The sequence below is a fragment of the Methylobacterium sp. 17Sr1-1 genome, assembly GCF_003173775.1.
Lineage (GTDB): Bacteria > Pseudomonadota > Alphaproteobacteria > Rhizobiales > Beijerinckiaceae > Methylobacterium.
Genome location: NZ_CP029552.1, coordinates 3307791 through 3328288, shown reverse-complemented (window position 1 = coordinate 3328288; position 20498 = coordinate 3307791). Strand labels below are relative to the sequence as shown.

General features: G+C 69.7%; 20 protein-coding genes and 2 tRNA genes. 8 read left to right on the top strand and 14 right to left on the bottom strand.

The genetic code is table 11. The features are described 5' to 3' along the window. The 8 genes from DK412_RS14980 to DK412_RS14945 all read right to left on the bottom strand — a co-directional run bounded on the left by DK412_RS14980 (position 1) and on the right by DK412_RS14945 (position 8990). Positions 1–1218: a hypothetical protein gene (locus tag DK412_RS14980; protein WP_245446954.1), complete on the bottom strand. Its 1218-nt coding sequence runs from the start codon at positions 1216–1218 to the stop codon at positions 1–3. 13 nt (positions 1219–1231) lie between these two features. After that, entirely contained in the window at positions 1232–2869 is a 1638-nt protein-coding gene (locus DK412_RS14975; RefSeq protein ID WP_245446952.1) for an HlyD family efflux transporter periplasmic adaptor subunit, read from the bottom strand. 618 nt (positions 2870–3487) lie between these two features. Then, entirely contained in the window at positions 3488–4054 is a 567-nt protein-coding gene (locus tag DK412_RS14970) for a hypothetical protein (RefSeq protein ID WP_109972568.1), read from the bottom strand. A 24-nt stretch (positions 4055–4078) separates the two neighbouring features. Next, positions 4079–4822 (bottom strand): porin, encoded by a 744-nt coding sequence (locus DK412_RS14965; protein ID WP_109972567.1) that lies wholly within the window; start codon positions 4820–4822, stop codon positions 4079–4081. Between the two features lie 19 nt (positions 4823–4841). Then, positions 4842–5738, bottom strand: a complete 897-nt coding sequence (locus tag DK412_RS14960; RefSeq protein WP_109972566.1) for an ABC transporter permease — start codon at positions 5736–5738, stop codon at positions 4842–4844. A 4-nt stretch (positions 5739–5742) separates the two neighbouring features. Beyond that, positions 5743–6690 carry an ABC transporter permease gene (locus DK412_RS14955; protein ID WP_109972565.1) on the bottom strand — a complete coding sequence of 316 codons (948 nt, stop codon included), beginning with the start codon at positions 6688–6690 and terminating at the stop codon, positions 5743–5745. Further along, on the bottom strand, positions 6687–7961 hold the full coding sequence (locus DK412_RS14950; RefSeq protein WP_109972564.1) for an extracellular solute-binding protein: 1275 nt from the start codon (positions 7959–7961) through the stop codon (positions 6687–6689). Before DK412_RS14950 ends, DK412_RS14955 begins: the two co-directional genes overlap by 4 nt. Before the next feature lie 39 nt (positions 7962–8000). Continuing rightward, positions 8001–8990 (bottom strand): ABC transporter ATP-binding protein, encoded by a 990-nt coding sequence (locus tag DK412_RS14945; protein WP_109972563.1) that lies wholly within the window; start codon positions 8988–8990, stop codon positions 8001–8003. A 208-nt stretch (positions 8991–9198) separates the two neighbouring features. Here DK412_RS14945 and DK412_RS14940 point away from each other — a divergent pair. Next, a tRNA-Thr gene (locus DK412_RS14940) sits at positions 9199–9273 on the top strand. 85 nt (positions 9274–9358) lie between these two features. After that, positions 9359–9433: transfer RNA gene (locus DK412_RS14935), tRNA-Thr, on the top strand. 126 nt (positions 9434–9559) lie between these two features. Here DK412_RS14935 and DK412_RS31030 read toward each other — a convergent pair. After that, entirely contained in the window at positions 9560–9679 is a 120-nt protein-coding gene (locus tag DK412_RS31030) for a DUF2283 domain-containing protein (RefSeq protein ID WP_245446950.1), read from the bottom strand. A 142-nt stretch (positions 9680–9821) separates the two neighbouring features. After that, positions 9822–10004 (bottom strand): DUF4258 domain-containing protein, encoded by a 183-nt coding sequence (locus DK412_RS14925; RefSeq protein ID WP_245446948.1) that lies wholly within the window; start codon positions 10002–10004, stop codon positions 9822–9824. Positions 10005–10304: 300 nt separating this feature from the next. On the opposite strand from DK412_RS14925, the gene DK412_RS30240 reads away from it, so the two are divergent. From DK412_RS30240 to DK412_RS14915, 3 genes are all read left to right on the top strand, one after another. Further along, positions 10305–10463, top strand: a complete 159-nt coding sequence (locus DK412_RS30240) for a hypothetical protein (RefSeq protein WP_162596215.1) — start codon at positions 10305–10307, stop codon at positions 10461–10463. 535 nt (positions 10464–10998) lie between these two features. Continuing rightward, on the top strand, positions 10999–11232 hold the full coding sequence (locus tag DK412_RS14920; RefSeq protein WP_109972562.1) for a hypothetical protein: 234 nt from the start codon (positions 10999–11001) through the stop codon (positions 11230–11232). Between the two features lie 123 nt (positions 11233–11355). Next, entirely contained in the window at positions 11356–11763 is a 408-nt protein-coding gene (locus tag DK412_RS14915; RefSeq protein ID WP_109972561.1) for a hypothetical protein, read from the top strand. A 4-nt stretch (positions 11764–11767) separates the two neighbouring features. Here the strand turns inward: DK412_RS14915 and DK412_RS14910 are convergent, their stop codons facing one another. Both DK412_RS14910 and DK412_RS14905 read right to left on the bottom strand, forming a co-directional pair. Next, positions 11768–13516: a sensor histidine kinase gene (locus tag DK412_RS14910; protein WP_109972560.1), complete on the bottom strand. Its 1749-nt coding sequence runs from the start codon at positions 13514–13516 to the stop codon at positions 11768–11770. Between the two features lie 232 nt (positions 13517–13748). Continuing rightward, complete coding sequence (locus DK412_RS14905; RefSeq protein ID WP_245446946.1) at positions 13749–15854, bottom strand: hybrid sensor histidine kinase/response regulator; 2106 nt, start codon at positions 15852–15854, stop codon at positions 13749–13751. A gap of 311 nt (positions 15855–16165) precedes the next feature. On the opposite strand from DK412_RS14905, the gene DK412_RS14900 reads away from it, so the two are divergent. After that, on the top strand, positions 16166–16411 hold the full coding sequence (locus DK412_RS14900; RefSeq protein WP_048435019.1) for a (2Fe-2S)-binding protein: 246 nt from the start codon (positions 16166–16168) through the stop codon (positions 16409–16411). A 21-nt stretch (positions 16412–16432) separates the two neighbouring features. Here the strand turns inward: DK412_RS14900 and bfr are convergent, their stop codons facing one another. Next, positions 16433–16930, bottom strand: coding sequence for a bacterioferritin (gene bfr / locus DK412_RS14895; RefSeq protein WP_099899675.1), 498 nt, complete (start codon positions 16928–16930; stop codon positions 16433–16435). Between the two features lie 131 nt (positions 16931–17061). After that, positions 17062–18180 carry a GTP cyclohydrolase II RibA gene (gene ribA / locus DK412_RS14890; RefSeq protein ID WP_245446944.1) on the bottom strand — a complete coding sequence of 373 codons (1119 nt, stop codon included), beginning with the start codon at positions 18178–18180 and terminating at the stop codon, positions 17062–17064. A gap of 200 nt (positions 18181–18380) precedes the next feature. On the opposite strand from ribA, the gene DK412_RS14885 reads away from it, so the two are divergent. Next, the gene (locus DK412_RS14885) at positions 18381–18923 is read left to right on the top strand and encodes a cytochrome b (protein WP_109972558.1); all 543 of its coding nucleotides are present in this window, start codon (positions 18381–18383) and stop codon (positions 18921–18923) included. A gap of 506 nt (positions 18924–19429) precedes the next feature. Then, entirely contained in the window at positions 19430–20497 is a 1068-nt protein-coding gene (gene gmd / locus DK412_RS14880; RefSeq protein ID WP_245446942.1) for a GDP-mannose 4,6-dehydratase, read from the top strand. The last annotated feature ends 1 nt before the right edge of the window (position 20498 follow it).

The following is a 20498-nucleotide window of genomic DNA, read 5'->3' as shown; positions in this document are numbered from 1 at the left end:
CTACCTCAGAAGCTTGCCGTCGAAGGGGTTCCAGCCCGCCTGCGCCAGCACGGCCCAGGCCGTGGCGCCGAGATGCGGGCGGCGGAAGTAGAGGAAGTCCGGCGTGGTGCTCCCCGGGCCGATCGTCAGGCCGGTGGTGAGCTTGGCCTCGCGGGTGGCGTAGAGCAGGCCCGAGGGTGCCCGCTCCCCCAGCGCAGTCCTGAGCAGTGCCGCGCTGCGGGCGTGGTCGCCCACGGCCCGGTAGGCGAGGGCGGCCTGCGCCGTGCCCTCGACCCACAGCCCGTCGCGGTCGTCGTTGAAGTCGAACCCGCCGGGCACGGCGAGGCGTTCTTCGGCGCAGGCCAGCGCCCGGCGCCAGGGGGCAGGCGGATCGGCCACCGCGAGCAGCGGCCAGAGCTGGGTGTCGAGGGCGATCTCGGTCGTGTCGCGCATCCGTCCGTCGGGCCCGGTTCCCATCCGGAAGCAGCCCGCGCCTTCGTCGAACGCCGCGTCGACGAAGGCGCGGGCGGAGCGCGCCGCCCCTTCCCCCTCGGGGCCGAGCCAGGTGCCGAGCCAAGTGCCGAGCGCCACGACGTCGAGGTTGTGCTCGGTCGAAGCCCAGGGCAGCGGGGTCTGCTCGGGATCGTAGCCGTCGCGCCCGCCGGTGAAACCGGCAGTGAGGCCCGTCTGTGCGGCGGCGTTGGCGGTGATCCAGCCCAGGAGCCGGGCGGCGCCCGCCCGGTAGCGCGCCTCGCCGGTGGCCGCGTGCAGCGTCATCAGCGCGAGGCCGACCCAGGCGACGTTGCCGGTGGCGCTGCCGACCTGGTAGCGGTCCTCCGACCAGCGCTTGGCCTTTCCGTCCCACCAGCCCGGCAGCAGCACCGGCCGCGCGGTCGCCGGGCCGGCCCGGTAGGCGTTGCGCACCCGTCCATCCGCGAAGGTGCGGTCGGCTTCGAGCGCACCGAGGAACGCGTCGCCGATCCGGCGGGCGCGCTCCCGGTCGCCGCAGGCGGTGAGCGCGATGACGGCGAGCGCGTTGTCGTAGGCGAAGGCGGTGTTGCGCAGGGGCAGCGGCACCGCGGCCTCGCCGGGGCCGGGGCCGTAGCTCGCCGCGAAGGCGGGCCCGCTCGGCGCGGCTGCGTCGAGGGCGGCGGCGACCGCCCCGCACGGGGCGGGCGCAGCCTGCACCGGCGCCGCGAGGCCGGTCGCCAGGGCGAGGGCGGCGAGGAGGGCCTTCACGCGCTCGGGCCCTTCAGCGCTCGGCCCGCTGCTCGCGGCGGGCCTGCTTCGGCTCGGCCGGGGTCGTTCCGAATTCCTGCGGGCGCTGGGGCGGCAGCGGCATCGCATCGGTGCGCAGGGCCGGCGCCGGCCTCGTCGAGGCCGTGGTCTCGGGCGCAGGGATCGCCGGGACTTGGGTTGCCGGGACCTGGGTTGCCGGGACTTGAGCTGCCGGGACCTGGGGCGCCGCCCTCGCCGAGGCCTGCTGCGGTGCGGGCGCACTGACCGGGGCGACGGGTGCCGGCTCGGTGGCGGCGACCGCCGTCTCGGCGGTGAGGGGCTTCAGCGCCGCCGTCACGAGGGTGCCGGCCCGGGTCGCGAGGCTCGCGACGTGGTCGCCGGCCGAGCGCCACAGCATCGAGGTCGAGGGCACCCAGCCCGCCTCGCGGGTCACGCTGACCCAGCGGCCGACGCCGCAGCTATTGGCGGGAATCGCGCTGCCCGCTTCCGTGGCGGGGGCGGCCGGGGCCGGATCGGGCTTGACCAGGACGTAGAGCTCGCGCCGCTCGGTCTGCGGGAACGGCACCGCGTAGCCGGCGTCGGCCTTGTCGCTGGTCTTCGGCAGGATCTCGGTCACGGTGCCGGGCCGCGGGCCGGACGGCTCGCCGTCGATGGTGACGCGGCTGCCGACCTGCAGGTTCTGGCCCTGGCGGTAGGAGAAGATCGCGACGACGAAGCTCTGCCCGCAATCGACGAGGGCGGCGAGGCTGTCGCCGGCGGTGACGTGGCGGCCGACGCTCGCCCCCACGTTGAGCACGAAGCCGCCGCCCGGCGCGCGGATCTCGGTGCCCGAGAGGCTGTCGATGCGGGTGTTCTCGCGGGCAAGCAGGCGCTGCTGCTCGGCGAGCGCCGCCTTCAGCTCGGTCTCCTCGATCTGCAGGCGCTGCGCGTCGTAGAAGATCGCCATGCGCTTCTGGGTGATCTCGGCCAGCCCGCTGAGGTCGTCGCCGGCATAGACCTTGCGCAGAAGGCCGTCGAGCTGCCCCGTCTTCTGGACGAGCCGGGCTTCCGCCGCCTTCTGCTCCTGCTGTGCCGCCGTGTAGGCCTGCGAGGTCGACTTGACCATGTCGGGGCTGGCGACGTTGCGCGACACCATGCTGACCTGGCGGTCCATCAGGACCTTCTTCTCCTCGGCCGAGGCCTGGGCCGAGGCGATCTTGGCCCGCAGGGCCTCGATCTCGGAGCGGAACATCTGGGCGATGCCGTCCGACTGGAGCTTGATCGCGGTGTCGAGGCTCTCGAGATAGGCGAGGTTCGACAGGCGCTTGCGCTCGGCCGAGAGCGAGCGCTCGCGCAGGTCGGTCACCTTGCTGTCGAGCTGGATCGCCGTCGTGCGGTCGACCCGTGGGTTGGCGATCCGCGCGAGCAGCGCGCCGGGCTCGACGCTGTCGCCGGGCTTCACGGGAATCGCCGCGACATCGCCCGAGATCGGCGCGGTCAGGAGCGCCACCGGCGCGTTGACCACCGCCCGGTCCGACTGGTCGGCCACCAGCGGCGGCAGGACGGAGGTTCCGATCAACAGGGCGAGGACCGAGGCCAGGCCGACGCTCGACAGCCGGACGAGGCCACGGTGCCGGTGCGGCGCCTGGGGGCTGGAAGACGATTGGGTCACCGGGACCTCCGATCGAAGCGTTGCGGACGAGCACCGACGATCAGGAGCGCGCTGACGGCGCAGCCCATGGCTCTCGTTGATGCGGTTGTTCTTGAAATACCGCACTGCGAAATTCGATCAAATTTTTTAACCGGTCGTTTGTAGTTGATTCTGAACTGAACAAATTTTTACTCCGGCTTCACGGAACGGTTTCGCGACGGCCTTTTTCGCCGGTTGGAACCCGCGTAGGACTTCGGTCCGATGCCGTTGTTGCGGTGCAGCAAAGGTCGGAATGCGGCGATGATCGGGCGGGCGAGGTGTTCTGGAAAATGTGCCTAGCTACGCCGGGGGCGAAGACTGGACGGTTTCGTCACCGTCACGCCGACGATGATGTCGAAGCATCTTCGTTAGAGTTGCGCGGTTCGCGTGTCACAATGTGACATCAGTCGTAGGCGGGTGGGTGCGCGGCGGCAAATCGGGGCCGGGAGCGGTTCCGCCAGGCAGATCGAGCCTGCAAAGCGGCGTCCCGCGGCACTCGTCATGCGGCATTATGCCAGGCGGTGAGCGGCGAGACGCGGCCTCCGCGCGGTCAGAACTCGCGCTGGACCCGCATGCGGAACTGGAACACGCCGGTGCTGCTCACCATCCGCAAGGGGCGCCGGCCGCGGTGACCGGCACGCCGTCGGCGACGACGGCGCCGGGGTAGCGGCCGAGGTCGATCGTACGGCCGGACTGGAGCCCGACGCGGCTGTGGAGGCCCTCGAGCCCGATATCGAGGTCGCGCACCGGCGACCAGATCAGGTTCATGCCGGTGACGCGCTGGCTGGTGTCGCGCAGGGTGCCGCTGAGCGCGAAGGCCGCGGGCCGCAGGGCCGGATTCGGGATGCCGGCGAAGTCGAGGAGGCCGAGCCCGGTCCGCGCCGCCTTGCCGAACGCGATCTCGCCGTAGCGGCCGAAGAACGCCGAGCGCCAGTTCGGATTCCAGTTGTGGAGGTAGAAGGCGAGGATCGTCCAGCTCGCCGAGCGGTCGAGGCGGCCGGTGACCGGATCGAGCACCGCGTCGACGAAATCCTGCGGCACTGCGGTGCCCTGGCCGAGCGAGGCGGTCGCGGTGTCGCTGGCGGTGTAGTTGGCGTAGCCGGTATGGAGCGTCGCGCCCTCGCCGTAGGCGCCCTGGCGGTAGAGCGCGTCCCCGGCCGCGATCATCGGCAGGTTGAGCTTCGCGCCGACCTAAACCGCGAAGCCGTAGGCCGCGGCCGGGCGCAGGGTCGCGACGGCGTCGGCCGGCGCTCCGGAAAAGCGCGTCAGCGACGAGGCGTTGCCGATGGTGATCTCGTGCAGGGCGGCGGAGGCCTGCATCGAGCCCCAGGACGCGTCGTAGCGCAGGACGCCGACGATGTCGGGCAGGCGCGAGCGCTGCGCCACGTCGTAGAACGCCCCGCCCAACGGCACCCCGGCGGCGTCGGTGACGACGAGGGGGGGCGAAGTTGCCGCTGCCGGGGAAGAAGACCTGGAACTGGCTCGCGGTCTTGCCGGCGACGCCGTTGCCGAAGACCGGGTTCTTGCGGTGGATCGGATCCTCGATCGACAGCGTCGCCTGAAGGCCGTCCCCCCCTTCGCCGTGTAGGCGATCAGGTTGGTGGAGAAGAGGTCGGAGCCGAGCGAGGCTCCCGCGATCTCGAAGTCGTGGGCGTGGAAATCGTAGAACGAGGCGGCCCGGCCCGCGGTGAGGCCGGCGAACTGGATGAACGCCTCGTCGACGTTCACGTAGGTCTGGCCCCGGCCGAACGTGTCGACGCCGAGCGGCGGGAAGGCGCGGCCGAGGCGCTGCTGCGAGCCCGACGTCACGTAGTTGCCGGTGCGGCTGATCAGGTGGAAGCGCACGAAGGCGCGAAGCGTGCCGTAGGCGGTCTCGGTGCGGGCGTCGAGGTTGAGGCGGCCGGCGCCCCAGAAGTTGGTGAGGTCCCTTGGCACCGCCCCACGTGCTGCCGGGTCAGGTGCCCGGCAGCGTCACCCGCCGGGCGCGCCGGTGCTGGATCGCGAGGTAGCTGCCGAAGGCGAGCCCGATGACGAGGAGCGACACGCCCGTCGTCACGGTGCCGAGCGCGTAGATCTCCGGCGTCGTCACGGTGGTGGTGAGGCCCTGGAGCTCCAGCGGCAGGGTGTTGCGCCCGCCGATCGCCTGGCTGGTGCGGGCGAGCTCGTCCCAGGACAGGGTGAAGCCGAAGAGCGCCACGCCGACGAGGGAGGGCAGGATGATCGGCACCACGACGTGGCGCAGGGATTGCGGGCCGGTGGCGCCGAGGTCGCGGGCGGCCTCCTCGTAGGCCGGGTTGAAGCGGTTGAACACCGCGAACATGATGAGGAGGCCGAAGGGCAGGGTCCAGGTCAGGTGGGCGCCCAACCCCGAGGTGAACATCCCCATCACGGTGCCGTGGTCCTGGAGGAAGCCCCAGCCGGTGCGGGCGGCGAGCGCCTTGATGCCTTCGTCGATCAGCCGGAACTCGAGGCCGATGCCCAGCGACACCACGATCGAGGGCACGATCAGGCTCGCCACCGCGGTGTAGAACAGGGGCGTCTGCCCGCGAAAACCCTTGCGGAAGGCGAGGCCGGCGAAGAACGCGATGGTGACCGTGAGGCCCATGACGACGACGCCCAGCGCCAGCGAGCGCCGGAACGCCGCCCAGATGTCGACGACGCCAAGCCCGGCCCAGAGGCGCGAGAACCAGAAGGTCGAGACCCCGTTCATCGGGAAGGTGAGGCCGCCCTGCGGGCCCTGGAAGCTGAGCGCCAGGATCGTCAGGGTCGGCCCGTAGAGGAACAGCACGAACAGCCCGAAGAAGGCCGCGAGCACGTAGAACGAGAAGGGGCGGGGCCCGTCGCGGCGCATGGTGTCAAAGCTCCCGGCGCAGGTCGATCAGGCGGGTGAGCGCGGCGATCAGCACCATCACGGCGCCGAGCAGCACGACCGCGTTGGCGGCGGCCGCGGGGAATTGCAGGTAGGCCATCTGCACCTGGATCACCTTGCCGACCGAGGCGATCTGCTGGCCGCCCATCACGCCCACCGTGACGAAGTCGCCCATGATGAGCGTCAGGACGAAGATCGACCCGATGGCGATGCCGGGCTTGCACAGCGGCACGATGACGTTCCACAGGGTCTGCCACGGCGTGGCGCCGGCATCGGTCGCCGCCTCGATCAGCGAGCGGTCGATCCGCATCATCGAGTTGAAGATCGGCACGATCATGAACACCGTGTCGAGGTGGATGAAGGCCAATACCACCGAGAAGTCGGAATAGAGCAGTCCCTCGATCGGGGTGCGGATCAGGCCCAAGGACATCAGCGTGTCGTTGACGAGGCCGTTGCGGCCGAGCAGCGGGATCCAGGCGATCATCCGGATCACGTTCGAGGTCCAGAACGGGATGGTGCAGATGAGAAACAGCACCGTCTGCATCGCCGTCGAGCGGACGTGGAAGGCGACGAAGTAGGCGACCGTGAAGCCGATCCCCAGCGTCGCGGCCCAGCCGAGCAGGCAGAACTTCAGCGTCGACAGGTAGGTGCGGAAGGTGGTGCAGAGGTCGCCCCCCGACAGGCAGCCGTCGAACACGTCGGCGTAGTTCTGGAGCGTGAAGGCCGGGATGATCTCGTACTCGTTGTATTCCCAGAAGCTGACGATGAGGGTCAGCGCCAGCGGCACCAGGAAGAACACGAGGAACACGAGCCCCAGCGGCATCGCCTGCCCGTAGGCGAGGCGGCGCTGGCGCTTCGTCGCCGCGGCAAGGCCCGGCGAGGTGGAGGCGGCCGGCGCCGCCTCCGGAAGGGCTGGAGCCGCGACCGTGCTCATGCGGCGATGAACTCGTTCCACTTGCGCACCATGTAGGTGTTCTCGTCCATCACCGAGTTCCAGCAGGCGACGGCGCCCATGCGTTGCTCGAACGAGCCGCCGTCGCGCACCGCGCCGGCCTTCTCCATCACGGTGCCGTCCGGGGCCTTGATGTCCTTCTCGGCCGGCTTGCCCTCCATCCAGAATGCCCATTCGTAGGGCTCCATGTGGGCTTTTGCCGTCTCGAGCACCGCCGAATAGTAGCCCTGGCGATTCAAATAGGCACCGGCCCAGCCGGACAGGAACCAATTGATGAAATCGTAGGCAGCGTCGAGCTTCTTGCCGGTCAGGGTCTTGGGCAGGCCGAAGCCGGTGGCCCAGGCGCGGTAGCCTTCCTTCAGCGGCTGGTAGGTGCAGGCGACACCCTGCGAGCGCACCTTGGTGACGGCGGGCGACCACATCGACTGGATCACCGTCTCGCCGGACGCCATCAGGTTCACGGATTCGTTGAAATCCTGCCAGAAGGCGCGGAACTGGCCGGCGCGCTTGGCCTCGATCAGCACCTTCATGGTGCGGTCGATCTCGGCCTTCGTCATGTTGCCCTTGTCGGGATAGGTGTAGTCGCCGGTGGCCTCCACCACCATCGCGGCGTCCATGATGCCGATCGACGGGATGTTGAGGATCGAGGCCTTGCCCTTGAACTCGGGATTCAGGAGTTCCTTCCACGAGGTGATCGGGCGCTTGATCAGGTCGGGCCGGATGCCGAGCGTGTCGGCGTTGTAGGTGGTGGGGATCAGGGTGATCCACTCGGTCGGCGACGCGGCGAACTTGGTCGAGTTCTGGCCTTCCAGGTAGAACACCTTCTTCGGTGCCGTGCCCTGGTCGCCGATCTTCTTGCCCGCCACTTCGCCCTTGGTGAAGACCGGGGTGATCTTGTCGGCGTTCTTGATGCGCTTGGCATCCATGCCGACGAGGTTGCCCGACGGCATCAGCTTCTTGAGGCTGAAATACTCGGAATCGACGATGTCGAACGAGTTCGGCTGGGTGACGACGCGCTTCGAGACCTCGTCGGTCACGACCGGGATGTACTCGATCGTGATGCCGAGATCCTCCTTCACCTTGCGGGCGATGTCGCCGCTCTGGTTCACGGCGGTGCCGAGGTAGCGCAGGGTCACCGGCTCGGCGGCGATGATCGCCGGGAAGCCCGTGATGGCGCCCGAGCCGGCGGCGAGGCCGGCCGCGGCGCCGGCCCCCTGCAGCAGCGTGCGGCGCGACAGGCGGGGCGTCTTCATATCTGCCATGGCGAAAGTCTCCCTTTGTAGAAGTCGTGCTCAGGCGTCGAGGCGGTGGGCCTCGTTCGCCGGCCAACCCACCCGCACCGTGTCTCCGAGGGCGAGGGGGTGGCCGGCATAGGCGTGGTCGCTCAGGATCGCCGTGAGGGCGGCCCCCGGCTCGGCCGAGAGGTCCGGCGCCTCCAGGCTCACGTGGACGGTGCTGCCCTGGTACTCGACCGCGACGACGCGGGCGCTGCGCGCCTCCGGGCCGGCCTCGTCGCCGAGGCGCATCCGGTCGGCCCGCACCGCGATGCGCCGGTCGGGAAGCGCGATGACGTTGTGGCCGCCGATGAAGCGGGCGACGAAGGCGGTGGCCGGCCGCTCGAACACCGTGCGGGGATCGGCGGCCTGCTCAATGCGGCCCCCGTTCATCACCACCACGAGGTCGGAGAGCGCCATCGCCTCCTCCTGGCTGTGGGTGACGTGCACGAAGGTGATGCCGAGCTCGCCCTGGAGCCGCTTGAGCTCCGTGCGCATCCGCACCCTGAGGAACGGGTCGAGGGCCGAGAGCGGCTCGTCGAGGAGCAGCACCTTCGGGCCGGTGACGAGGGCGCGGGCCAGCGCCACCCGCTGTTGCTGACCGCCCGAGAGCTGCGCCGGCAGCCGCCCGGCGAGGTGGTCCATCTGGACCAGCGCCAGCATCGCCTCGGCGCGCTTCGCCCGCTCCGCCTTCGGGACGCCCCGCATCTTGAGCCCGAAGGCGACGTTGTGGCGGCAGGTGAGGTGGGGAAACAGCGCGTAGCTCTGGAACATCATCGCGGTGCCGCGCTGGGCCGGCGGCAGGTCGCCGACGGCCTTCGGGCCGATCACCACGTCGCCGGAGGTGACGGTCTCGTGCCCGGCGATCATCCGGAGCGTCGTGGTCTTGCCGCAGCCCGACGGCCCGAGCAGGCAGCAATACGAGCCGGACCGGATCTTCAGGTCGATGGCATCGACCGCGACGGTGTCGCCGTAGCGCTTGGTCAGGCTGGCGAGTTCGATGTCCACGCGCTCTCCCCTCGGCGGCTCCCCTTGCGCGACGGTCCAAGCAAGGTGCGGGCCAGGGGCGCGGCGCCCGAGGGGTCCGGCGGGGCGGCGATTCCTGTCGGCGAGCCTGTTGCAATGCGCCGGGCGATCCGCTATCCCCCCGCTCGTCTTCGGCGCACCACGGTTCGCCCGGCCACGAGGCCATGGGCGGGACGAGCGGCGCCGACGGGCCGTTGTAGCTCAGTGGTAGAGCGCGTCATTGGTAATGACGAGGTCGGGAGTTCAATCCTCCCCAGCGGCACCATCCTTCACCGTGAGAGTCAGAGATTTCGCTCGGTGTGTCTGAAGGCTGTTCGATCCCGTCCGGGATGGCAGCGCGGCACCGGCGCGCCGTTGTAGCTCAGTGGTAGAGCGCGTCATTGGTAATGACGAGGTCGGGAGTTCAATCCTCCCCAGCGGCACCATTCCTCTCGCCGGAAAATCCAAGCATCCGAACTAGACACTCTGATCGGCGGGCTTCCGATCATTCGGTTCGGTCTGAGCTTCCGCGCAGGCAATGCCGCACACCGCTCGGCCGCCTCCGCCTGGTTTCACGCTGCCGCTACATGCCGGAAGTCCGCATCCGAGGAGATATGCTCGGACGCATCGAGAATCTCGACGGCGACGATCCGGCCGTCGGCATCGAAATCGAGGATCAGGCCGGGGCGCATCTCCTCGCTCTCCACCACGGGGCGTCGGCAAGACGCACGTACAGCGCGTCCGTCTCGGCATCGTACCGTGATTTCACAGGGCCCGTCTCCGTCCACGATCGAGGAAGGCGGGCACGATGTGAGCACCTCCATTGATCGGTACTTATATCTCACGCAGCACCCGTCCGTCGCGCTCCGGTACCGAGCGATAGGCGCGCACGCGCTCCGGATGCTTCGGGTCCGGTTCGGTGCTATCCGGCTCGATCACAGTACGCTCGATCCATGACCGATCCAGCCCATGGTCGGCCAGTGATGCGAAGGCGTGAGCGCCGTAGGTGATCCGCACGGGTCGTCTCCGGGCTTCCATGTCGCCGCCCTGGCGGCGGTGCGTTAGGGCACCGTTAACCCTTCGACGTTTGGAATGCGTATCCACAGTGCCGCTCTGCACGATGGCGGCGGCTGACTGCGCCGGACCCTCCAGGTACGACGCTGCCGACAGCGTATTCGCCCATCCGACACCTTCGCCGCACGTGACCCCGGCCGCGTGGAGAACACGGACGGCCTGAAGGCCGAAGCACGAACAATTCGTCCATCTCCGCGCTTCCGGTAACAAAACGTTAACCATAAACGGTGCACTGAGCCGGCTATGTACTCACAGCTCCGCCAGTACGGCTGGCGCCCGCTCGAAGCGGCCGGCCACATCGCGCTCTGGATTGCTCTGCTGACGGTCGGCCTCGCCTGCGCGGGGGCGGACCTTCTCGGCGGCTGGGAGCAGGCGGGCCGGCTCGTGATGGGCCAGGGCTGAGTCCGCGGGCGAGAGGCCGGGCGGCCCTCCAGCAGAGTGGGAATGCCTGTCCCGTCGTCGGTTATCCGTGATCGCCGACGGTGAATCGACCCGGCTCCGGCGAGGGGACAAGCAAGCCAGACGATGACGCTCCCGACGCGGGCTGTCGCCATCTTGTCGTGGCGGAAGATGCCGGGCGTCGTACGGACCGCATGCTGTCGCCTCACCCGTGAACTTCGCGAATCCGGCGGCCGGATACGATCTCGAAACCATCCGGGTTGCATCGGAGGGCCCAGCTGCTAAGCTTGGCCTTGCCGGCCCACGCGCGAGGCGGGCTCGATGACCGCATCGCCGCCCGAGGATGGGCGGCGCCACACGTCTCCCGCGCCGCCTGAGGGCGGCGCCGGCCTGGGCCGCGCGCCGGTCATGAACCCGGGCGCGGGCGAGTCTCGTCAATCCGGACGCGGCTCCCGCGTCCCGCCGGCCGTGGCCGCCCGTCGCTCCCGCGTCGGGTCCTGTGCGCACGGCCGCATCAACTTAAAAAGGATCCGACGCGATGATCGATCACCGTCGCCGCCTCCTCAGCCGCGCTGCCCTCGCCGAGGAGGGCTGCATCACGCTCCGGCGCGAGCCCGACCGGGCCTGGCCCGGCGACCACAGCCGGCTCTGCGCCCTCGAGAATGACGGCCATCTGCTGTTCCTGGGCGAGCAGCCCGGTCCGAATCCCGGCAGCGCCTCGGCCGCTTGGCGCATCACCGCGCAGGGCCGGGAGATGCTGCAGCAGGGGTGAGGCCGCCCCGGCGACCGGCCGGCCACACGGGCCCGGGGGCCGCCCCGGTTCTTCAAAACCCGGCTGTTCGCGCCTACATTGGAAGGCGAGGGCTACGGCCCGGATAGGCCGCCGAGGTGAGCGATGGACTATGTCTGCGACGTCCCGGGCGGAAAGACCTGGTTCCAGATCGAGACCGAGGCGGAGGCGATCCAGGAATCGGCCCTGATGGGCCACGCCGTCGAGAAGCACTTCCGTCAGGCCCTGGCCCGGGCCGAGGCCTCCTACGTGCCGCCCTCCGGCCCGTTCATCGAGCAGCAGATCGGCCTCAAGGCGCATCTGCGCCGGACCATGCCGCGCTTCTTCACCCTGCGCGACCCGGAGGGCGGCGGGCTCGCCACCGCCATGGTCCCGTGGGGGGCGGGCTGCCCGATCGTCGTCGGCGTGGGCAACCGCGATCCTTACGTCGAGCACGCCGAGGCGATCCGGGTGCTGGCGACGCATCTCGGCATCCCGCTCGATCGCGGCCGCTGCTACCCCTACGGCCGATGACGACTCACGCCGCTTCGGTCCGGGCCGCGAGCGGCACCGCGATCCGGCAGGTGAGGCCGGCTTCCGCGTAGTCGAGGCGGACCTCGCCGGCGAGCTCCCGCTCCAGGCTGGTGCGGATCAGCCGCGTGCCGAAGCCGGTCCGGGCCGGCGGCGCAACCGGGGGACCGCCGCTCTCGCGCCAGCTCATGGACAACGTCTCCGCGACCGCCCGCCGGTCCGCTTGCCGGTCCACCTGCCACTCCACCGCCACCTGCCCGGTCTCGACCGAGAGCGCGCCGTACTTCGCCGCGTTGGTGGCGAGCTCGTGGATCGCCATCCCGAGGGGCAGGGCCACCGCGGGGGTGAGGGAGACGGGCGGTCCCTCGAGGCGGATGCGGTCGGCCCGGCCCCCGGCATAGGGCTCCAGCTCCGCCGACAGGATGCCGCGCAGGCCCGCCCCCTCCCAGTGGTTGGCGGTGAGCACGTTGTGGGTCTGGGACATCGCCAGGAGCCGGGACTCGAAGCTGCCGGTGAAGTCGTCGAGGGAAGCGGCGCTGCGGGCGGTCTGGCGCGCCATCGACTGCACGGTGGCGAGCGTGTTCTTCACCCGGTGATTGAGCTCGTGGATCAGCAGCTCCTGGCGCGCATCGGCCGCCCGGCGCTCCTCCTCCTGCTGGCGCAGGGTGCGGGAAGCGGCCGTGAAGGCGTGGCTGATCGCCTGTGCCTCGCGCACGGCGGAGGCCGGCACCTCGACCGGCTCGCCCCGGCCGAGCGACACGGCGGCGACCGCGAGGCGGCGCAGGGGCCGGGCGAGCAGGCCGGCGGCGAACCAGCCGATGCCCGCCGCCACGGTGGCGACGACGAGGCCCCAGAGCAGGATCTGCCGGCGCAGCTCCGCCACCGACGCGAAGGCGGTGCCGGCGTCCTGGCGCACCAGCACGCTCCAGCCGAGGCCCGGGAAGCCGCGATGGCCCTGGGTCGCCCGGTAGCCGGTGAGGTAGCGCCGCCCGTCCGGCCAGGTCTCGGCCTCGGTGCCGGCGCGGCCGGCCCGCGCCGCCGCGACGCTCGGCAGGTCCGGCGGCAGACCCGCGCGGCGCAAGGGTTCCGGGCCGATCAGCACCGTGCCGTCCCGAGCGAGCACCAGGGCGGTGACGTCGCGCGTCCCGGCCGAGGTCTCGCGCAGGGACGCCTCCACGCCCTGGGCCCAGGCCCAGTCGAGATGGCCCGAGACGACCCCGACGAGGCGACCGTCGTCGCCTCGCACCGGGGCGGCGATGTCGAGCACCCGCGGCGGGTCGGCCGGGTCGCGCCCCGGCGTCAACCGCGCCAGCAGAAGGGCGTCGTGCACGTCGCCGACGAAGGGCCCGTGTTGCCCTTTCGTGAAGTAGTCCCGGTGCGCGACGTCGATCCCCTCGAGCGCGCCCGTGCTCGTCGCGGCGACCCGTCCGGCGGCGTCGATCAGCCCGATGATCGCGTAGTCGGGATAGGTCTCCTGCGCCCGCCGCAGCACCCGGCGCTTGCGCTCCGCCGGGGCGTCGGGATCGCGGATGGTGTCGTTCTCGGCCAGGATCACCATGTCGCGCCAGCGCTCGAACAGGCCGCGGTCGAGCCGGCCGGCCATGTACGTGGCGACGTCGGCGAGCTCGGATTCGATGCGCGCCTCGAGCCGCTGGCTCGCCACCCGGGAGGCCACGAGCGCGAGCACCAGGGTCGCCACCAGGCCCGAGGCCCCGAGACCGAGGGCCAGGAAGACGCGGAGCGGCGGCTGGGGCAAGGGGAATCCGGGTCTTCGTCTCGGCGGGGGCCGGCCCCTTTCGGGGCGGGCCGAATCCTACCCTACAGCAACCGACACCGGAAAGCCTCGCCGTTTCCGCGCCGGCATCCGATCTCCGGTTGATCGCTCGGCGACGGCTGCGCAAGCGCTGTCGCGATGCGAAGATGGGCTCGGCTCATGGGCCGCGCAGGATTTGGATACGATCTCCGGAAGAGGCCTTCCGGAGATCGTATCAATCCCGTCCCGGCTCGATCATCGCCCGGACCTTGGTGGCGAAGGCCTCGATCGAGAAGGGCTTGGTGATCATCCGCATGCCGGGCGCGAGGTGGCCGTTGCCGAAGGCGGCGTTCTCGGCGTAGCCGGTGATGAACAGCACCCGCAGGTGAGGGCGCGCCGCCAGGGCCTCGTCGATCATCCGGCGGCCGTTGAGGCCCGGCAGGCCGACATCGGTGACGACGAGGTCGATCCGCCCGGGCGCCTCGAGCAGGCGCAGCCCAGTCTGCCCGTCGGGCGCCTCGATCACCCGGTAGCCGAGTTCGGTCAGCGTCTCGCCGATCAGCGTCCGGACGGTGGAATCGTCCTCCACCACCAGCACCGTCTCGCCGCGCTCGGCCCGCGGCACCTCGCCCCGCACCTCGGCGGTGGCTTCGACCTCGCCGTGGTAGCGCGGCAGGTAGAGCTTGACCGTCGTGCCTTGGCCGGCTTCCGAGTAGATCCGGACGTGCCCGTCGGATTGCTTGGCGAAGCCGTAGATCATCGACAGGCCGAGGCCCGTGCCCTGGCCGAGCGGCTTGGTGGTGAAGAACGGATCGAAGGCCCGCGCGATCACGTCCGGCGGCATGCCGGCCCCGGTATCGCTGACGCCGACGCAGACGTACTGCCCCGCCCGCACCCCGATCTCGCTCGCCACGTAGGCGTCGTCGAGATGGGCGTTGGCGGTCTCGATGGTGAGGCGCCCGCCCTCCGGCATCGCGTCGCGGGCGTTGATGGCGAGGTTCAGGATCGCGTTCTCGAGCTGGTTGGGGTCGCAGAGCGTCAGCCACAGGCCGCCGGCCACCACCACCTCCAGCTGCACCCGCTCGCCCAGCGTCCGGCGCAGGAGCTCGTCCATCGCGCGCACCAGCCGGTTGGCGTCGATCGCCCGGGCTTCCAGGGGCTGGCGGCGCGAGAAGGCGAGCAGCCGGTGGGTCAGCGCCGCGGCGCGATGGGCCGAGGCCATGGCGAGGCCGGCATAGCGGGTGAGGTTCTGCGTACGGCCCTCGTTGATGCGGGTCTGCATCAGGTCGAGGGAGCCGACGATGCCGGTGAGCAGGTTGTTGAAGTCGTGGGCGATGCCGCCGGTGAGCTGGCCCACCGCCTCCATCTTCTGCGCCTGGCGCAACGCCTCCTCGATCCGGGCGCGCTCCTCGATCTCGGCGGTGAGCCGCGCATTGGCCTCGGCGAGCGCTGCCGTGCGCTCCGCGACCTGCGCCTCCAGCGCCTCGCGGCGCTCGGCCAGGGTGTCGCGGGCCCGGACCTGGTCGTCGATGTCGGTGCAGGTGCCGAACCAGCGCTCGATCGCCCCGTTACGGGGATCGCGGATCGGCACCGCCCGGCCCAGCACCCAGCGATAGACCCCGTCGTGCCGCCGCAGGCGGTACTCGATCTCGTAGGGCTCGCCGGTGGCGAGCGAGTGGCGCCAGCGCCGCCAGGCCTCCGGCTGCTCCGCGGGATGGAAGATCGCGTTCCAGCCCTCGCCGTCGGTCGAGCCCTCCGGCATGCCGGTGAACTCGTACCAGCGCGGATTGTAATAGTCGTGGTAGCCGTCCGGCAGGGTCGACCACACCATCTGGGGCATCGATTCGGCGATGGCCCGGAATTTCAGGGCGGTGTCGGCGAGCGCCGCCCGCGCGTCGGTCTCGGCGGTGATGTCGACGCCGAGCAGGTGCAGGTCCGCCACCGCGCCGTCGGGGCCGCGATGGGGCACGTAGCGCACGAGCGCGTGGCGCCCGTCGGCGTCGGGATGGGGCGTCTCGAACGTGACGGTCTCGCCCGCGAAGGCCTGGGCCAGCAGCGGCCGGCGCACGGCGTAGAACGCCTCGCCGACGATCTCCCGCAAGGGGCGCCCGACTGGCTCGTCGGGATCCAGGCCGTACCAGCGCGCGAAATTGCCGTTGGCGAAGCGGCAGACCTCGTCGTGGTCGAGGGCGGCGATCAGGGCCGGGGCGGCCTCGATGATGCTGCGCAGGTCGTCGCGCTCCGCCCGCGCCGCGGCGAGCGCCTGCGTGAGGCAGGCGGTCTCGGCGAGGTGCGGCGCGCCGGCCGCGAGCGCGACGGCGTCGTCTCCGGCCGATGGCATCTGTCCGCTCGCGTCCTGGCTGCTCATGACTGATCGTTGCGGTCCGCCGCCGCCAAACCCTGCGGAACGGCTGCCGATAGACGGGACGATACCCTCCAGGCAACCACCGAAGCGGCGCAGGGTTTCCGGCCGCGCACAGCCGGCCTGCAGGCCCGCACCCTGCGGCGCAATGACCGCGCCGGCCGGGTTGCGGCCCTCGGGCCGAATCGGTAACTTATTGATTATGTTGTAGTTTTCAAAAGTTCTAATCTGAGAGCGGTCAGCGGGAGCACTTCCCCGGCCCTCCGCGGATCGGGTGCTCCAGTCACAACATGATCGTCTGTTCCTGCAACGTGCTCTCCGACGGCCAGGTGCGCGCGTGCCTCAATCCCGGCCCGGGCTGCCCGCGCACGCCCGCCCAGGTCTATGCCTGCCTCGGCTGCAGCCCGAAATGCGGCCGCTGCGCCCGCACGATCCGGGGCATCCTCGACCGGGCCCTCGCCGACGCCCACGCCGCCTGCACCACCACCTGCGGGGCGGCCTGCACCCTGAAGGAACTGAAGGAGGAGGCCGCCTGACGGCGGCCCCCGACCCAAGGTTCACTCGACCTCGGGCTCGATCTTCTCCAGGCCACCGATGTGGCGCTGGGCGTAGAGCGGCAGGCCGACCTGGCGGATCAGCTCGAGCTGCGTCTCGAGGAAGTCGATATGGCCCTCCTCGTCGGCGGCCAGGTCCTCGAACAGCTGCTTCGACACGCGGTCGTTGATCGAGTCGCAGTACTTCGCGGCCTCGAGATAGAGGCTGCGCGCCTCGACCTCGGCGGCGAGGTCGCACTCGATGATCTCCTGCACGTTCTGCCCGATCCGCAGCGGGTCGAGCTCCTGCAGGTTCGGGAAGCCTTCGAGGAACAGGATCCGATCGACGAAGCGATCGGCGTGGTTCATCTCCTCGATCGATTCCTTGCGCCAGAACTTGGCGAGATCGATGTAACCCCAGTCGTTCAGCATCCGGAAATGGAGCCAGTACTGGCTCACCGCGGTCAGCTCGCTGCGCAGGCCGCGGTTGAGGTACTCGACGACCTTGGCGTCACCCTTCATCGCTCGATCTCCCGTGTCGATCGTCCATCGGGGCCAGGTGGTGCCGGCCCAACCGGGGCCCTAGCTAGCAGTGAACGTGCCGCAGGGCCACCATGAGCGTGGCCTGACCCAACGCGAACGGCGAGCGGCGATCACACGTCGATGCAGGCGAAGGCGTCGAGGTCGAGGGCATGGCCGGCCCGGTCGCGCTTGGCCGTGAGGTAGCGGATGTTCTCCGGCGTGACCCGGCCGAGCGCCCGCTGGGTCTCCACCACCGTGAGGCCGGCGGCCTCCAGGCTCGCGGCCTTCTCGGGGTTGTTGCTCACGAGCCGCACGGCGGTGACCCCGAGGGCCTTGAGCATCGCGGCCGCGAAATCGAACCGGCGCTGGTCGAGGCCGAAGCCGAGGGCCTCGTCGGCCTCGTAGGTGTCGAGCCCGCGCGCCTGGAGGTCGTAGGCGCGGATCTTGTTGGCGAGCCCGTTCCCGCGTCCCTCCTGGTCGAGGTAGAGCACGATGCCGCCGCCGTGTTGCGCCATCCAGCCGGCGGTGCCGCGCAGCTGGTCGCCGCAATCGCATTTGAGCGAGCCGAACAGGTCTCCGGTGAGGCAGGCCGAGTGGAGCCGCACCGCCACCGGGCCCGACAGGTCCGGCCGGCCGATCACCACCGCCACCTGATCGCGCAGCCCCTCGCCGCCGCGGAAGACCACGAACTCGCTGTCCGGCGCGCCGGCGAGCGGCACCGGCGCCCGGCTCACGGGCCGCAAGGCGGCGGCCTGCCGGGCCGGATAGCGGGCGACCGCCTCGGCCGCGACGCTCAGGGTGCCGGGAGGGGCGCCCCCGCCCGGCACCACCAGGACGGCCGGCAGCACCTGGGCCAGCGCCATGAGGGCGAGCGCCGCGGCATCGCCGGCGGAGGCCGGCGCCACGGGAGCGTCGATCCGTCCGTCGAGGCGCAGGGCCAGGGCCTCGATCCGGTCCGGGTCGATCACCGGCAGGGCGACCGCGCCGGCCTCGGTCCGGTCGGCAAGGCCGAGGCGGCGCAGGCGCGGCGCCGGCAGGACGAGGCGGGCGCCGCTGCCCGCGAGCGCCGCGAGGGCGGCGGCCGTCTCCCCGTCGAGGGCCTCGGCCGACAGGACGAGCACGGGATCGGCGAGCACGGGATCGCGACCGCGCAGGACCACCGGCCGGCCGGCACGGATTTCCGCCAGGGCCCGCTCGACATCGATCTGGTCCCGGCCCGCGGCCGGGTCTACATTGCTGCTGCTCTGCATCGTGACCGACATCATCGACCCTGAGAGAGATGGCCGGCCCCGTCGCGGCGGACCATGAGTGAGAACCGGTGAGGGGAGGGCGCTGCAGTTCGACGGACGACGAACGGCATGTGGTGCGTGCAGTCCCGCTTCGCCGCGGATCCCTCCATCAACCTTTCGCGATTGTCCAGTTCGACCATACACCCCGGGAGTGAGGCTGCATGACGCCGCGCATCTACGCTCCGTCCCAGAAGGCGCTGCATTGGGCGGTCGCGATCCTGATCTTCGTGCTGGTGCCGATCGCGCTCGCCATGGCCAACCTGCCCGACGGCCCGCTGAAGAACGCCCTCTACGAGTGGCACAAGTCGTTCGGGCTCACCGTGCTGGCCCTGGCCCTCGCGCGGCTCCTGGTGCGCGCCGCGCGCGGCGCCCCGCCGCTGGTGGAGGGCCTGCCGGCCTGGCAGCGCCAGGCGGCCCACGCCTCGCATATCGCGCTCTACGTCTTGATCGTGGTGGTGCCGCTGCTCGGCTGGGCCGGCACCTCGGCCTGCTGCGCGCCCGTCATGCTGTACTTCACGCTGCCTCTCACCCTGCCGGTCTCCGGCGGCATGCCGGTGGGGGAGGCGATCCTCAAGGTGCACCAGGTCGCGGCCTTCACGCTGGTGGGACTGGTGGGGCTTCATGCGGGCGCCGCCCTGCATCATCACCTGGTGCGCCGGGACGGAACGTTGCGGCGGATGCTGCCGGAGCAGGTGAAAGCCTGAAACGGTCTCATCCGCTGCGGATGCAACCCGGACACGCGCTGACGGACCGACGCATCATTCGCCCGCACCTCCGCCCGCGATGATCGCGAGACGCAGGCCGGTCGTATCACCGCCAGACTGCTCTTGCTGGCAGGCGGCCTGATCCCACGCCTCCTCCATTGTCTCCTACGCACCGTCTCGCACGTGCCTCCTTGGACAAATACAACCTTAGATTGTTTTTATGGCAGGTGATCGACCTGAGCGAATTGACGCCGATCTTTGTCTTTGCACGATTGAAGTGATGTAATAAGGAGGGCAAATCGCGGGCCATGCAGTGTGGCCGGCGGCCCCATCGTCTGTCGCATAACCCCGAAAAGCCAAATTCAAGAAAAGGATTGGCCAACAAAGGTGGGCTCGCGCATCAAGATGCGACACTATGGTGAATGTGACAGAACCTAACGTGACGATAAGATCCTAGGCAGACTTGATGTTTGTCTGGTGGGCATTTCTATGTGGAAGGATTAGGCGTGCAAGATAAGAAGGTTGCGCTCGTTACGGGCATTACTGGTCAGGATGGCGCATATCTCGCCCAGCTCTTGTTGTCGAAGGGCTACGAGGTGCATGGCGTGAAGCGGAGATCATCTTCGTTCAATACTGCGCGTATCGAAGATATTTACGAAGATCCTCATGTCGATAATGCAAGATTCTTTCTGCATTATGGAGATCTGACGGATGCAACGAACCTCATCCGTCTCGTGCAGCAAACCCAGCCGTGCGAGATCTATAATCTTGCGGCTCAGAGCCACGTGCAGGTCAGCTTCGAGACACCTGAATATACGGCCAACGCAGATGGCATCGGCACATTGAGGCTCCTTGAGGCCATACGCATCCTCGGCCTCGAGAAAACTTGCCGCTTCTACCAAGCCTCGACCTCCGAGTTATACGGCCTCGTTCAGGAAGTGCCGCAGTGCGAGACGACACCCTTTTATCCGCGTTCGCCTTACGCCGCCGCTAAGCTCTACGCCTACTGGATCGTGGTAAATTACCGCGAAGCCTATGGCATGCATGCGTCGAACGGAATTCTCTTCAATCACGAGAGCCCGCTGCGTGGCGAGACCTTCGTGACGCGAAAGATCACCCGCGCGGCCGCCGCGATAAAGTTGGGTCGGCAACATAAGCTATGGCTCGGAAACCTCGACGCTAAGCGCGACTGGGGACATGCCCGCGAATACGTCCGTGGGATGTGGCTCATGTTGCAGCAGGATCAACCGGACGACTACGTGCTCGCCACGGGTGAGACGACGACCGTGCGTAACTTCGTTGAGTGGGCTTTCGCAGCGGTCGATATCGACCTGCGGTGGGAAGGCAGTGGCGTCGACGAGAAGGGTTATTGCAAGTCCTCCGGACGCTGCCTGATCGAGATCGATCGCCGGTATTTCCGGCCGACGGAGGTCGACCTTCTCATCGGCGACCCAACCAAGGCCCGTGAGAAGCTTAACTGGACGCATGAGACGTCGGCCCGCCAGCTCGCGCAGGAGATGGTCAAGGCGGATCTGGTGGTCATGAAGGACGCTCCGATCGCGAAGGGAGTGTAGG

Excerpts from the sequence above, each read along its gene's own strand:
- DK412_RS14970 (WP_109972568.1), bottom strand. The coding sequence starts at position 4,054 with ATGATCGCGGCCGGGGACGCGCTCTACCGCCAGGGCGCCTACGGCGAG.
- DK412_RS14960 (WP_109972566.1), bottom strand. The coding sequence starts at position 5,738 with ATGCGCCGCGACGGGCCCCGCCCCTTCTCGTTCTACGTGCTCGCGGCC.
- DK412_RS14955 (WP_109972565.1), bottom strand. The coding sequence starts at position 6,690 with ATGAGCACGGTCGCGGCTCCAGCCCTTCCGGAGGCGGCGCCGGCCGCC.
- DK412_RS14950 (WP_109972564.1), bottom strand. The coding sequence starts at position 7,961 with ATGAAGACGCCCCGCCTGTCGCGCCGCACGCTGCTGCAGGGGGCCGGC.
- DK412_RS31030 (WP_245446950.1), bottom strand. The coding sequence starts at position 9,679 with ATGCGCCCCGGCCTGATCCTCGATTTCGATGCCGACGGCCGGATCGTC.
- DK412_RS30240 (WP_162596215.1), top strand. The coding sequence starts at position 10,305 with ATGTACTCACAGCTCCGCCAGTACGGCTGGCGCCCGCTCGAAGCGGCC.
- DK412_RS14920 (WP_109972562.1), top strand. The coding sequence starts at position 10,999 with ATGATCGATCACCGTCGCCGCCTCCTCAGCCGCGCTGCCCTCGCCGAG.
- DK412_RS14915 (WP_109972561.1), top strand. The coding sequence starts at position 11,356 with ATGGACTATGTCTGCGACGTCCCGGGCGGAAAGACCTGGTTCCAGATC.
- DK412_RS14905 (WP_245446946.1), bottom strand. The coding sequence starts at position 15,854 with ATGCCATCGGCCGGAGACGACGCCGTCGCGCTCGCGGCCGGCGCGCCG.
- DK412_RS14900 (WP_048435019.1), top strand. The coding sequence starts at position 16,166 with ATGATCGTCTGTTCCTGCAACGTGCTCTCCGACGGCCAGGTGCGCGCG.
- bfr (WP_099899675.1), bottom strand. The coding sequence starts at position 16,930 with ATGAAGGGTGACGCCAAGGTCGTCGAGTACCTCAACCGCGGCCTGCGC.
- ribA (WP_245446944.1), bottom strand. The coding sequence starts at position 18,180 with ATGCAGAGCAGCAGCAATGTAGACCCGGCCGCGGGCCGGGACCAGATC.
- DK412_RS14885 (WP_109972558.1), top strand. The coding sequence starts at position 18,381 with ATGACGCCGCGCATCTACGCTCCGTCCCAGAAGGCGCTGCATTGGGCG.